Annotated in this window: 9 protein-coding genes and 1 tRNA gene; 1 reads left to right on the top strand and 9 read right to left on the bottom strand. The window is 63.4% G+C overall.

Annotation, left to right across the window (positions count from 1 at the left end; genetic code table 11):
• Window positions 1-54 precede the first annotated feature (54 nt).
• From pqqB to HX881_RS12030, 7 genes are all read right to left on the bottom strand, one after another.
• Window positions 55-966: a pyrroloquinoline quinone biosynthesis protein PqqB gene (gene pqqB, locus HX881_RS12060; RefSeq protein WP_177084648.1), complete on the bottom strand. Its 912-nt coding sequence runs from the start codon at window positions 964-966 to the stop codon at window positions 55-57.
• A gap of 133 nt (window positions 967-1,099) precedes the next feature.
• Window positions 1,100-1,174, bottom strand: a complete 75-nt coding sequence (pqqA, locus tag HX881_RS12055) for a pyrroloquinoline quinone precursor peptide PqqA (RefSeq protein ID WP_010444206.1) — start codon at window positions 1,172-1,174, stop codon at window positions 1,100-1,102.
• A gap of 155 nt (window positions 1,175-1,329) precedes the next feature.
• Window positions 1,330-3,795 (bottom strand): pyrroloquinoline quinone biosynthesis protein PqqF, encoded by a 2,466-nt coding sequence (pqqF, locus tag HX881_RS12050; protein ID WP_177084646.1) that lies wholly within the window; start codon window positions 3,793-3,795, stop codon window positions 1,330-1,332.
• Between the two features lie 48 nt (window positions 3,796-3,843).
• Window positions 3,844-4,638 carry a carbon-nitrogen hydrolase family protein gene (locus tag HX881_RS12045; protein WP_177084644.1) on the bottom strand — a complete coding sequence of 265 codons (795 nt, stop codon included), beginning with the start codon at window positions 4,636-4,638 and terminating at the stop codon, window positions 3,844-3,846.
• A gap of 14 nt (window positions 4,639-4,652) precedes the next feature.
• Window positions 4,653-6,335 (bottom strand): flavin monoamine oxidase family protein, encoded by a 1,683-nt coding sequence (locus tag HX881_RS12040; RefSeq protein ID WP_017128714.1) that lies wholly within the window; start codon window positions 6,333-6,335, stop codon window positions 4,653-4,655.
• A gap of 352 nt (window positions 6,336-6,687) precedes the next feature.
• Entirely contained in the window at window positions 6,688-7,149 is a 462-nt protein-coding gene (locus tag HX881_RS12035; RefSeq protein WP_177063064.1) for an Lrp/AsnC family transcriptional regulator, read from the bottom strand.
• Between the two features lie 31 nt (window positions 7,150-7,180).
• The gene (locus HX881_RS12030; RefSeq protein ID WP_177084642.1) at window positions 7,181-8,332 is read right to left on the bottom strand and encodes a Fic family protein; all 1,152 of its coding nucleotides are present in this window, start codon (window positions 8,330-8,332) and stop codon (window positions 7,181-7,183) included.
• A 480-nt stretch (window positions 8,333-8,812) separates the two neighbouring features.
• Here HX881_RS12030 and HX881_RS12025 point away from each other — a divergent pair, with 480 nt between their 5' ends.
• A complete protein-coding gene (locus HX881_RS12025; RefSeq protein ID WP_177084640.1) occupies window positions 8,813-9,202 on the top strand; it encodes a hypothetical protein in 390 nt (129 codons plus the stop codon).
• A gap of 144 nt (window positions 9,203-9,346) precedes the next feature.
• On the opposite strand, the gene HX881_RS12020 is transcribed toward HX881_RS12025, so the two are convergent.
• Window positions 9,347-9,423: transfer RNA gene (locus HX881_RS12020), tRNA-Ile, on the bottom strand.
• 15 nt (window positions 9,424-9,438) lie between these two features.
• Window positions 9,439-13,182 carry an EAL domain-containing protein gene (locus HX881_RS12015; RefSeq protein ID WP_177084638.1) on the bottom strand — a complete coding sequence of 1,248 codons (3,744 nt, stop codon included), beginning with the start codon at window positions 13,180-13,182 and terminating at the stop codon, window positions 9,439-9,441.
• Window positions 13,183-13,186: the final 4 nt, after the last annotated feature.

Here is a 13,186-nt window from a genome sequence, read left to right as displayed (position 1 = left end):
CACAGGTTTACGCGATCACTGTGGGAGCGGGCTTGCCCGCGAAAGGGCCCTCGGCTACAGCACAATACTCATGCCGTCATACGCCACTTCAACTTGGCGCCGGTCAAGCTCCGCCCGTTCCGGCGAATCCTCATCGAGGATCGGGTTGGTGTTGTTGATATGGATAAGGACCTTGCGCGGGGCCGGGAGTTGCTCCAGCACTTCGAGCATGCCGCCGGGGCCGTTCTGGGCCAGGTGGCCCATTTCCCGCCCGGTGCGGGTGCCGACGCCGCGCCGCTGCATTTCATCGTCGTCCCACAGGGTGCCGTCCACCAGCAGGCAGTCGCTGCCGGCCATGATCTCCAGCAGGGGCTCGTCGACCTTGCCCAGGCCCGGTGCGTAGAACAGTTTGCCGCCCGTACGCAGGTCCTCGACGACCAGGCCGATATTGTCGCCGGGGTGCGGGTCGAAGCGATGCGGCGAGTAGGGCGGTGCGGCGCTGCGCAACGGCAGCGGGGTGAAGCGCAGGTTGGGGCAGGCGGCAATGGTGAAGCTGCCAGCCAGCTCGATGCGCTGCCAGTCGAGGCCGCCGTTCCAGTGGGTCAGCATGGGAAACAGCGGGAAGCCGGTGCTCAGGTCTTCCTTGACCATGTCGGTGCACCAGACCTGATGCGGGCAGCCCTCGCGCAGGCTGAGCAGGCCGGTGGTGTGGTCGATCTGGCTGTCCATCAGGATGATCGCGCGGATACCGGTGTCACGCAGGGCGCGGCCCGGTTGCATCGGCTCGAAGCCCTGGAGTTGGGCGCGGATATCCGGCGAGGCATTGCACAGCACCCAGTTCACGCCATCGTCGGAGAGGGCAATGGACGACTGGGTACGCGCCGTGGCGCGCAGGCTGCCATCACGGAATCCCGCGCAGTTGGCGCAGTTGCAGTTCCACTGGGGGAAACCGCCGCCGGCGGCGGAACCTAGGATCTGGACGAACATGGCAGTGGCACTCGCTCTCTGAGTTTTTTGAAAAAGGTTCTTTGAAATAAAGTGCAGGAAATAAAGCCCTGAAAATAAAAACGCCCCGGCGAGCCGAGGCGTTGCACTGCATGCAGCGGGATAAAAACGCGGCTCAACGGTTGGCGAAGTACATGGTGACTTCGAAGCCGATGCGCAGGTCGGTGTAGGCGGGTTTGGTCCAGGACATGAATGACTCCTTCGGGTGGGTGGGCGGTGGGTGTCTATACATATAGTCCACCTCCGGCCGGAGATGTTCAGATGCTTAGGCAGCTAATGTTACTAAATCTGACACTGAGGATAGACCGCGTTGCCGGAGAAAGCTCATTGCAGTACCGGTAACGATCACCCTGTGACCTGCCAGCCAGAGGTTGGTCCGGGCCCGTTTGCCAGGCACAACCAGCCGCCCGCGGCCTGTTCGAGCTGTCGGGCGGCCCTCAGCAGTTGTTCGCGACCAAGGCCGCGAATGACCGGACCGAGCTGTTCGAAGTGATCCGACGAACGGTCAGCCAGTTGCGCCTGCCAGAGCAGTTCGGCGGCCTCGTCCAGGGGCCGGTCGTCGAGTATGAAGTGCTCGGCCAGGGCATCGCGCCGGGTGTTCCAAGTGTTGTCGTCGAGGGCGTTGATCAGGTCGGGAAGCTGCGACAGAAAGCTTTCGACGTGGCCGAGCAACTCAGCGAGCGTGGTATCGGGGGATTGCACGCCCAGCAGCAGACCGGTGCGGCCGTCGATCTGGCGGACGGCGCTGAAGACGGCATAACCCAATTGCAACTCGACGCGCAGGCGCTGGTAGAAGGGCGCCTGCAGCAAGTGGCCGAGCAATCGCCAGCAGGCCTCATCGACGGGGGCTTGCGTGGGGCTTGGGCAGAACAGCAGCAGGGCCTGTTCGCGGTTGTCGCAGGGGACGGTCTGCCAGTGCTTTTCGCCTGTTGTGAAGGGTGACGGGGTCTGCTGCCGGCCGATGCGCCCGGGAACCCGGCTCAGTGCGCTGTTGAGCGCCGGTTGTGCCGCTGGCGGGAAACCAAGCGCCAGGCCGTGCCAGCTGGCGCCGGACCAGAGTGCCCGCAGAGCCTCGGCACCGTGGAGCGGCGCGGTAGCCTGGTCGAGGCCTGCGCGTTCGGACAGTTGCCTGAGCAGTTCGCGGATGGGGATCAGCGGCTCCCGTTCGGGCAGGTCGGCAGCGCTCTGCCAGAGACTGTCGGCAGGTTGGGCCAGCGTGCGCAGGGCCTGTTCGAGGATGGCCGGCATCGGTTCGCGCAAACCGCTCAGCTTGAGTTGCCAGGCTCCGCCGTGAATCGTGAAAGACAGTTCCACGCCCGCCTGGCGTGCCTGGGCTCCCAGGTTTCGCAGGCTGTGCTCCAGTCGTGCGTGCAAGGGGCAGGTGTCGGCGCTGCTGTCCAGCTGCCAACGCAGGTAAATCACTGCCTCTGCGCTCTCGTCCGTTGTCTGGTGGTAGGTGATCACGGCGGTCTGGCGGCCGCGCAGGCGGTCCTGGGCAAAGGTCCGCAGGCCTCGGTGGGCGCTGCTCTGCCCGCGGATCAGGCCGGGATGTTCGGCCGGCGCCGTGGAGCGCAGGAACGGATTGGCGGCAGGCAGTTGCCAGGACACGGCCAGGTTATCCACAGGTGCGGAAGCGGTCTGTCGGAGCAGTTCCCCGAGGGCGACCAGACCGGCTTCGCCGAGCTCCAGCGGCCATTGCTCGCTGTCCCGCCGGGCCCGTTCCAGGGCGCTGCCGCCGCGTGCCTTGCGCACTTGCAACAAACGGTATTCCCGACGCAACGCCGGCCAGTCGGCGTGGCCGCGGAAAAACGCCAGCCAGTCGCCGAGCAGTGCCTGGATCGAGGCGGCGTGGTTGGCGCCCTCGGGCGTCAGCCTGAACTCGATATGCAGCAAGGCCTGTCCACCGAACTGGTAGATCGGCGTGGCGTTCAGCGAATCTATCCACAGGCGTGAGCGCAACTCGGCGCAGAGGCCGCCCGGTTGGCTGTCGTTCAGCCAGGTACAGAGAAAGTCCAGGGCCTGCCGTGAGCCGTCGGGCAAGGCTTCATAGGCCAGGAGCAGGTCGAGCCGCTGGTGGTCGGGCTGTGGATAAGTCTGCCCGCTGGCGTCGAGCAGCGCCGGCGGGGGGGCCTGTACGGTGGCCGGTCCAGGGCGCAGATCTGTCGTCAGCGCCTGGGCCAGGGCCTTCAGTTCGTCCGGCGACTGCGGGCCGACCAGGCTCAGGGTCATTTGCCCGGTCTGGTAGAAGTCCTGGTAAAAGCTGTGAAGTGCCTGCTGAAAGGCCGGATCTTCGACCTTCAGGCTGGAGCGATTGCCGGCGTGCAGACCACGCAACGGGTGATCGGCGGACAGTCTGTCGTAGAGCCGGAACTGCCGTTGCGCCGCGGCGTCTCGGGACCAGGCGATAAACTCCGCTTCCAGCACCTCGCGTTCGCGCTGTTGGTCCTCCAGCGCCAGGCGCGGGTGGGCGAGCATGTCGCACAGACGCTCAAGTCCGCCGGCAAAGGCCTGGGGCGGCAGCTCGAAGAAGAAGTCGGTGGTCCGTTCGCTGGTCCGGGCGTTGAGCTGGCCACCCTGACGCTGCACGTAGGCCATCAGCCCTTCGGCGGCAGGAAAACGCTCGGTGCCAAGAAAGAACAGATGTTCGAGGAAGTGCGCCAGGCCCGGCCAGGCTGGCGGCGCGTCATGACTGCCCGCCGTGACCCGCAGCACTGCCGCGCAGCGCTTGAGCTGGGGCACATGGCGTAGCGAGACGCGCAGGCCGTTGGCCAGGGTTGTCCATTCAGGGGCGGGGGAGATCGGCGCAGACATGAGCACTTCCGTGACAGAGAAGCGCTCATGCTAGCGGATAACGGCGGGTCAGTCCTGGCCGAGGTCGCCGTAGAGTTCGGGGCGGCGGTCCAGCAGATAGCGGTTGCTGGCTCGCGACTGCTGCATCAGCGGGCGATCCAGGGTGCCGATGATCAGGGCCTCGTCCAGGCCGGCCCGGGCGATCCGGCTGCCGTCCGGGGCCGCAATGCTGCTCTGGCCGCAGTACTGGATCTCGCCTTCATGGCCGCAGTAGTTGGCGTAGGCCACATAGCACTGGTTCTCGAAGGCCCGGGCGCGGATGGTCACGTCGGCGACAAAGTCGAAGGGCACCATGTTCGCCGTGGGCACCAGGATCAGCTCGGCGCCGGCCAGGGCCAGGCGCCGGGTGTTTTCCGGGAACTCCACGTCGTAGCAGATCAGCAGCCCGAGCTTCCAGCCGTTGAGCTCGACCACCGGGAAGTCGTCCGGTCCGGCACTGAACATCGAGTGATCGAGGTCGCCGAACAGGTGCGTCTTGCGGTAGTTGCACAGGCTGCGGCCGTGGGCGTCGATCAACTGCACGGCGTTGTAGATCCGGCCGTCCTCGGCCCGTTCCGGGTAGCCATACACAATGGCGATATTCGAGGCCCTGGCGAGCGCGGCGATATGTTGCGCCGCCGCGCCGTCACGGGCCTCTGCCAGTGCCGCCGCCGCTTCGGCGCCGATGTTGTAGCCGGTCAGGAACATCTCCGGCACCACCAGCACATCGGCACCGCGCGCTTCGACGGTCAGTTGCTGCAAGCGTTGCAGGTTGCCCGCCACGTCCAGGGGCAGCGGTGGGCATTGGTAAAGGGCTACGCGCATGGAGTCGCTTCCGTTCAGTCGGCCAGGGCGATCGGGCCGATCTCGGCGAAGACGTCGCCCGGTCCGGGGTTCTCGGCGTGGGAGCTGCCGCCGAAGTGATTCATGATGCCCCACACGGCGTTGAGCGAGGTCTGCACCGCGCCTTCGACCCAGGCCGGAGTCCAGGACACATCGTCGCCGGCAATGAAGATCCCGCGTTGTTCGACCGGCATGTCGGCCTGCATGAAGTGCGCATACATCCGCTGGTTGTAGCGGTAGTGGCCCGGCAGCGCGCCCTTGAAGGCGCCGAGGAAGTGCGGGTCGGCTTCCCACGAGACAGTGATCGGGTCGCCGATGATACGCGCGGCGATGTCCACCTTCGGATAGATCTTCTTCAGTGCATCCAGCGCCAGCTTGACCCGCTTGTCGATGGGCTGCGGGAGCATTTTCAGCGCATCGCTCATCCACGAGTACGACAGGCAGATCACGCCGGGCTTGTCGTCACCGTTATCAAACAGGTAGGTGCCACGGGTCAGGCGATCGGTCAGGGTCATGCTCATCAGGTCGCGCCCGGTTTCCGGGTCCTTGTCCTTCCAGAATGGCCGGTCGACCATGACGAAGGTCTTCGACGACTGCATGTAGCGCGTGCGGTCCAGGGCCATCCACATTTTCTGCGAGAACAGCGATTCCTCGCATTCGATCTGGGTGGTCAGCAGCCAGCTCTGGCAGGTGGTCAGCACGGCGGCGTAATGCCGGGTGTCGCCCCAGTTGTCGGTCACGGCGAACTGGCCGTCGGCGGCGCGGGCGATACGTTTCACGCCGGTACGCGGCGCGCCGTGGTGAAGCGAACTGAGGCTGGTGCCGGCCGGCCAATGGGCGCAACGCTCCGGCACATGGCGCCAGATACCCAGCGGCACCTGTTCCACACCGCCAACCACCAGGTGCTGGTGGTCGTCGCAGTTGGTCATGACCACGCGGAAGATTTCCAGCATCGAGTTGGGGAAATCGGAGTCCCAGCCGCCGGTGCCGAAACCGACCTGGCCGAACACTTCACGATGGTGGAACGATAGTTTGGCGAAGGCCTTCGAGGTGGCGACGAAGTCGTAGAAGGTGCGGTCGTCCCACAGCGGCACCAGGGTGTTCCACAACTCTTTCAGGCGCGGCACATCGCGGTCGCGGATGGCCTGCTGGATATCGCCGAAGCGCGAGCCGTCTTCCAGGGCATCGGCCCAGGCGTCGGCGACTTCCTGGAACAGCGCCGGCAGGTCGGCGAGTTTTTCCGCGTAATGGGTCTGGCCTTCGAGGTCGATCACCGTGCTGCCGGAAGCCGGGGTCAGCGGGTTGGGGAAGGGTTTGGTTTCCAGGCCGAGCTTGTCGACATAGTGATAGAACGCGGTGGAGGACACCGGGAAGCGCATGCCGCCCAACTCGGCAATGATGCCCTCGGCCCCTTCGAAGGCCTGGGAGCGCAGGCGCCCGCCCATTTTCGAAGCCTCGTACACCACCGGCTTGAGGCCCAGCTTCATCAGCTCGTAGGCGGCGACGAGGCCGGCGATACCGGCCCCGACAATCGCGACTTCGGCACCGTGGTTGTGCGCGGGAATACTGCCCAGCCCGGCCGGGTGCTCGATCCAGTCGTCGAAGGCAAAGGGAAAGTCCGGACCGAAGATGGTGATCGGTTTTTTACCGTCGGCAGGATGGCGATTGTTCTTGTTCATGGCTGACCTTGCTGGCGACTCGGGCCGGTTTTTACCCGGCTGGAGTATAGATAGGAAAAGACTGGCGCCATTGTAGGGAGCGGGGAGTACGTAAATAAGACGCAAAGTGTCGTCGTTTTGAAAGGTATTGATGCTTTATGACGATATCGTTGCTCGGAATGACGAAATCTTGTGGGAGCCGGCTTGCTGGCGACAGCTTCGGTAAGAACGCTGGAGAATATGAGGGCTATCCGCGTTGATCGCCGCGCCCACAGCGCGGCGTTTTATCAGCGATGACGAGGGTGAATGGCGTATCGCAATCGCCGGCAAGCCGGCTCCTGCAGGGGCCGCGTTCAGCCAGTAAACCCGAGTGTCAGACTGGTTGGCCGCGATCGACCTTGCTGCTGAGGATGATCGAGGTGGTGGTTTTCTCCACGCCTTCGACGCTGCCGATCTGGTCGAGCAGTTGGTCCAGTTGCTCCGGTGAATCGCTGCGCAGCCAGGCAACGTAGTCGAACTCGCCGCTCACCGCGCACAACTGCTGGACCTGCGCCATGGCGCTGAGGCGGCGCACCACATCCTTGCCGGAGCGTGGCTGCACGGTGATCCCGACATAGGCCTGCAGGCCGCCGTCCACCACCCGTTGGCCCAGGCGCACGCCATAGCCGGTAATCACCCTGGCTTTCTCCAGGCGCGCCAGTCGCGAGGTGACCGTGGTGCGCGCGATTCCCAACTGCCGGGCGAGCATCGCCACGCTTTCACGGGCATTGATCTGCAGGGCGGCGATCAGCTGGCGGTCGATTTCGTCGAGAGCGGGAGGGCGGGTGTCGGGCAAGGTGGGGCTCCGGTGATTGATGAGGCTCATGCTACTGATCCGTTTGATCTTTGGCTTGCAGTCCGGGGATCTGATAGCGGGTACTGCGTCCTCCACCCTGCAGGCGAACAACGCAGCCTTTTTCCAGCAAGTCCGCCAGGTGCCGTGTCGCCGTGGCCTTGCTGACTTTGGCGACCGCCTGATATTGCGCGGCGCTGATACCGCCCACGAAGCCCTTTTCGCCACCATCGAGCAGTCGGTTCAGCACCTTGAGTTGTTCGGGCGAAAGCTGAAGCTGGCGGTGTTGCTGCCAATATCTGGCCTTGATCAGAACCCGATCAATCCTGTCCTGCGCCTGCTCCAGGCTGCGCAGCAGTGTTTGCAGGAACCATTGCAGCCAGGGCGTTATATCCAGCGAGCCTTTCTGGCTGTTCTCGAGTATCTGGTAGTAACCTTTCCTGTCTTCGAGGATGCTGGCGGACATTGCATAAAAACGGATGGCCTGCTGCTCGCTCTGGGCCAAGGCAAGGTCGGTGAGGGTACGGGTCAAGCGTCCGTTGCCATCATCGAAAGGGTGCAGGGTCACGAACCAGAAGTGAGCGATCCCGGCCCGTAGCAGCGGGGGAAGTGTTGCGTCCGTCCGGCTGCTATTGAACCAATGGATAAAAGCCTTCAGTTCCTGGTCGAGCACGTGACGGGGCGGGGCTTCGAAATGCACCACCGGTCGATCGAGACGCCCGGAGACAACCTGCATCGGCTCCTCGCCGCGCATCTCGCCCACGCGTATCCGGTGAGCCAACGGGCTTCCGTTACCGGGGAACAATAGCGTATGCCAATGCAGCAAGCGTTCAAGGCTCAGGGGCGTTTCGTGACCTTGCGTGGCATCGAGAAGGAGTTCCGCCAGGCCTTCGCTGCGCGGACTGGCCTGCTGGTCAGCCTGCAATCCCAGGCGTCTTGCGAGTGAGGACCGAACCGAGCCGACATTCAACTGCTCGCCCTCGATGGCCGAGGACGTGATGATGTTCTGCAGCAGGGCATCCAGCTCGTTCTGTGCGCTGCTATCCGAGCCGATGGCATGGGCCATTCCGAGCAAGCGTCCCTGCGCCTGACCACACGCCAGCAGCCAGGGCGCGAGTGTTTCGGCCTGCCAGGTGAAACGGGGCCAGTCGGGTTGCTGCCAGATCCAGTAGGGAAGTTCGGTCATCAGCGTCTCGGCTTGAGCGTGAGCCGAATAGAAACGCTATTCGGCTCATTTGATGAGCCGATTGTGCGAGTTATTCGGCTCAGCGTCCAGTCGAAAGGCAAAGTGCTGGTGATGGGATGCCGCTTTCTCAGTGGTTATTTTTCTGTCATCAGATTAGGAAAGAAGAGCACCTTTTAGCGGGTGGTTCCCACGTCTATCGCGTTGATTCGGTTTCGGTCGGCGACTAGTGTTGAGGCGTCGCTGCAAATTCAGCGACCGGGCTTGGACACCCGTGTTTTTGGAAACAAGCGCACAATGCCGCGTAAGCGGTATTCTTGTGTCTGCTTTATGGCGGACTGTGCGCGGGACACTTGTAATGGGTGTGCCGGGTTTACTTGTTTCCCCGGTTGTCCAACCTGCGCACGGTTCGCCACCCTTTCGCTTGGACACGAAAGATGGCGGGCTTCCTCAAGGTGTCTCTGAAACAAGGGTTTACCGACGATGAAAAAAATCACGCCTGATCCACCGCCTTGCCGCACTTCAAGTTTTTCTGAAAAGAGCGTCTTTCTGCGCGGCATCCTGCACAGCGCTTTAGATCAGATAAATTCAGACCCGCCGCCTCTTTCGCTCGATACCCTCGAAACAACCGCTTTCAAGCCCGCCGCCTCCGACTCCGCTGATAAGTCACCGTTATTTGCCGTCCAACCGGGCATCACTGCCAGGGTGGCACTGACCCATGTGTCGGATCTGCTCAGAATCGCCGAACTGAATGCCGACGAAATCGGCCCGCGCCTCGGCAGTGTCGAGCGCGATCTGTTCATAGGCGTGATGCATTCGCTTGAGCTTTCGCGAGCGGTGGTGGACTCGCTGCTGGCAGCGGGCGAGCCTTAACTGGAGAGTTCAATCTGCCGTCTCGGCATCATGAATCGGGCGGAACGTACTCTCAAGGAACCGAAGTATCATTTTCTTGCCCTCGCGGGTGGGTAATTGACCCTTCAGAAACGCAAAAGCCGCGCAATGCGCGGCTTTCAAAGGTGGTGGGCCCACACGGACTTGAACCGTGGACCAAAGGATTATGAGTCCTCTGCTCTAACCAACTGAGCTATAGGCCCTCAGTAGGCCGCGAATTATAGCGACGGTTTCTCGCCTGTGCTATCCGAAAACTCCGAAAGCGTTATATGAAGAAAAGTCGCGGCGAATTCCTCGGCCGCCAGCGGCAGGCTGACGATGTAGCCCTGGATCTGTTCGCAGCCTTCGGCTGCCAGGAATGCCTGTTGCGCCAGGTTTTCCACGCCCTCGGCAATCACCGTGAACTGCATGCTGCGACCCAGGGCGATGATGGCGCGCACGATGGCGGCATCATGGGGATCGTCCGGCAGGCCGCGGACGAACGATTGGTCGATTTTCAGGATATCCAGTGGCAGGCGCTTGAGATAGCTGAGGGATGAGTAGCCGGTGCCGAAGTCGTCGATGGCCAGTTGCACGCCGAGGCGCTTGAGCTGGTGCAGTACTTCCAGGGCTTCTTCGGCCTGGCTCATGATGAAGTTTTCAGTGATCTCCAGTTGCAGGCAGCCGGGTCGCAGGTGGTTGTCCTTGAGCAACTGCTCGATGCGCGGCAGCAGGTTCGGCTGGCGCAGTTGGGCGCCGGCGAGGTTGACCGACAGGGGGCCGAAGTCGCCATAGCGCGTCGTCCAGCGCTGCATCTGGCGGCAGGCGCGCTCCAGCACCCAATCGCCGAGCTGGAGGATCATGCCGTTCTCTTCCGCCAGCGGGATGAAGTGCTCGGGCGGCACGTCGCCGAAGGTCGGGTGATGCCAGCGGATCAGGGCTTCGGCACCGACCAGGGCGCCGCTATCGAGGCTGACCTTGGGCTGGTAGTAGAGGAACAGTTCCTGGCGCTCGATGGCCCGCCGCAGTTCGTGCTCCAGGGCCACGCGCTCGCTGGCCTGGGCGGTGAGGTCGCGGGTATAGCTTTCGACCCGGTTGCGCCCCTTGGCCTTGGAGCGATACATGGCCGCATCGGCATTCTTGATCAGGGTGGCGACGTCGTTGCCATCCTTGGGATAGAGGCTGGTGCCGATGCTGGCGCTGATAAAGAACTCGTGCTCGCCGGCCTGGAACGGTGCACCGAAGCAGTTCAACAGTTTTTCGGCCAGGTACTCGGCGTCGCTGGGCTGTTGCAGGCCGGGCAGCAGGATGATGAATTCGTCGCCGCCGAGGCGGGCGACGGTGTCGATATCCCGCAACTGCTCTTTCAGGCGCAGGGCGATGCCTTTGAGCAGCAGGTCGCCGACCGGATGGCCGAGGCTGTCGTTGATGTGCTTGAAGCGGTCGAGATCGAGGAACAGCACCGCGCCCTGGCCGCCATTTTCCTGTTGGCTGTTGAGCGCGGCCAGCAACCGGCTTTCGAACAGGGTGCGGTTGGGCAGCCCGGTCAGCGGGTCGTGGTGGGCCTGGTAGTCGAGCCGCGCCTGGGCGTGTTTCAGGCTGGAGATATCGGCGAACACGGCAACGAAGTGGGTGATGAACTTGTCGCGATTGCGTACGGCGCTGATGGTCAACCAGCTGGGATAGAGCTCGCCGTTCTTGCGTCGGTTGTAGATCTCGCCCTGCCAGTGGCCTTCGGCGCTCAACTGGTGCCACATGGCGGCATAGAAGGCGCTGTCATGCTGGCCGGAAGCAAGCAGGCGCGGGGTGTGGCCGAGGGCTTCGGTTTCGCTGTAGCCGGTTATTTCGGTGAAGGCGCGGTTGACCGCGCTGATGTGCTGCTGGGTGTCGGTGATCAACACGCCTTCGGCCGTGCTTTCGAACACCGTGGCGGCCTGTTGCAGTTTTTCCTGCATGAGGTGGCGTTCGGTGATGTCCCGGGCGATGGTCAGCATGCAGTCTTCGCCGCCGATGGGCAGGGGCCGGCTGGAGACTTCGCAAAGGCGGATCTGCCCGTCGCTGCGGCGGATATGGCAACTGAAGTCGCGGACAAAACCGTCACGCAGCATCAGTTCGAGCATGTGCTTGCGTTCGTTCAGGTTGACCCAGATGCCCAGATCCAGGGTCGAGCGGTCCAGCGAGCTGGCGCTGTTGTAGCCGGTGAGACGGCTGAAGCCCTCGTTGACCTCCATCAGCAGTCCGTCGCGCTGACGGCTCAGCAACAAGCCGTCGGGAGAGGCGTGGAAAGCCTTGGCAAACTTCTCCTCGGAGGTTTGCAGTTGCTGCTGGGTTTCCTTGAGCTGGCTGATATCCCGCACCACGACCACCAGGGCGGGTGTGGTATCGAGATCAAAGGGCTCGGCAGAAATCAGGCCGGTGAACAGTTGGCCATTGCTGCGGCGGAAGGGCATCTCCAGGTTGCGGATGCTGCCGGCCTGCAGACGCTGCAGAAGCCCCGGGCCGACGCCCTCGATACCCCAGATGTTCAGTGAGGTGGCGGTGCGACCGACGACGTCTTGTGCGCTCAGGCCGATCTGTTCCTCGAAGGCTTCGTTGACCTCCAGCAGGCAACCGTCGGACAGGCGGGCGATCACCAGGATGTCCGGGCATTGTTGGAACACCGAGGCGAATTTCTGTTCCGACAGGCGCAGGGCCTCTTCGGTGCGCTTGGTTTCGCTGATGTCGATCATCAGCCCGCGCATGACCGGCTCGTGGCCGTGTTCGATCAGGCTGACGATGTCACGCACCCAGAGTACCCGGCCATCGGCGGTGATCACCCGGTAGTCGAGGCTGTGGTCGCGCCCGGCCAGGGTCTCATGGTCGCAGAAGGACTGGGCCCGGATCAGGTCGGCGGGGTGGGCGATGCTGCGCCAGAAGCCGGGCACCAGCCAGTGGGACAGCGGATAACCGAGTAGGGCCTCGGCGTGGGGCGAAACATAGGTGTAGGTGTAATCGCTCATGCGCGATTCCCAGGCGATCGCCGACAGGCTCTCCACCAGGCCGCGGTAGTGGTATTCGCTGCTGCGCAGTTCCTGTTCGAGGGCCACCCGCCGGGAGATTTCCGAGCTCAGGCGCCGGTTGATGCGGATCACCACCGCCAGCACGGTGATCAGTAGCAGGATGCCCGGCAGGCCGTAGACCAGGACATCGGGCCAGAACGAGGGATTGACCAGCACATTGCCGACCCAGCGCTTCTGGATGGCGTCGACTTCGCTGGGGCTCATGTCGGCCAGGACCTTGTCGAGGATGCCCACCAGGATCTTCTGTTCCTGCGGCACGCCCATTGCCAGCTGGTAGCGGTAGGGTGTTTCGCCGCTGACATACAGCCCTTCGAGCTTGAGCTGGCGCAGGCTCCAGACGCTGGAGGCAAGGTCGCCCACCACGGCATCCACCTCGTCGGTGGCCAATGCCTGCAGGGCCGAGCTGACATTGGGCAGGGCCACCAGGTTCAGGTCCGGATGGTGGGTACGCAGCAGCTCATGGGGGGCGTAGTTCTCCACTACGGCGATCTTCAGACCGTAGAGTTCCTTCAGGTTGTGTGGCTGGGCGCCGCCCTCGTGGGCGAGGATGACAATCGGAAAGTCCAGGTAGGGGCGGGTGAAGGCCAGATAGCTCTGGCGTTCCGGCGTGGACATGACGCCGGGCAGCAGGTTGACCTGGTTGTTCCTGGCCAGTTGCAGCACGGCCGTCCAGCTCATGGGTTCGATGGGGTTGAGCTTGACGCCCAGGCGCTTCTCGACCAGCGCCATGTAGTCGGCGGCCAGGCCCTGGTAATGGCCTTCTTCGTCGCGGAACTCGAAGGGCGGCCAGGACGCATCGACACCCAGGCGCAGGTCCGGGTGGTTCGCCAGCCAGCTACGTTCATCATCGGTCAGAGTCAGCGCGCCAGCCGTTGCGGTCCAGGTGAGCAGCATCAGCAGAAGCAGGGCCGGCAGTCTGGGCATAACG

Origin of the sequence: Pseudomonas gingeri (genome assembly GCF_013386115.1) — a bacterium.
GTDB classification, from domain to species: Bacteria; Pseudomonadota; Gammaproteobacteria; order Pseudomonadales; family Pseudomonadaceae; genus Aquipseudomonas; species Aquipseudomonas gingeri.
The sequence above is the reverse complement of the archived record's forward strand: the minus strand, read 5'-3'. Positions and strand labels throughout refer to the sequence as shown.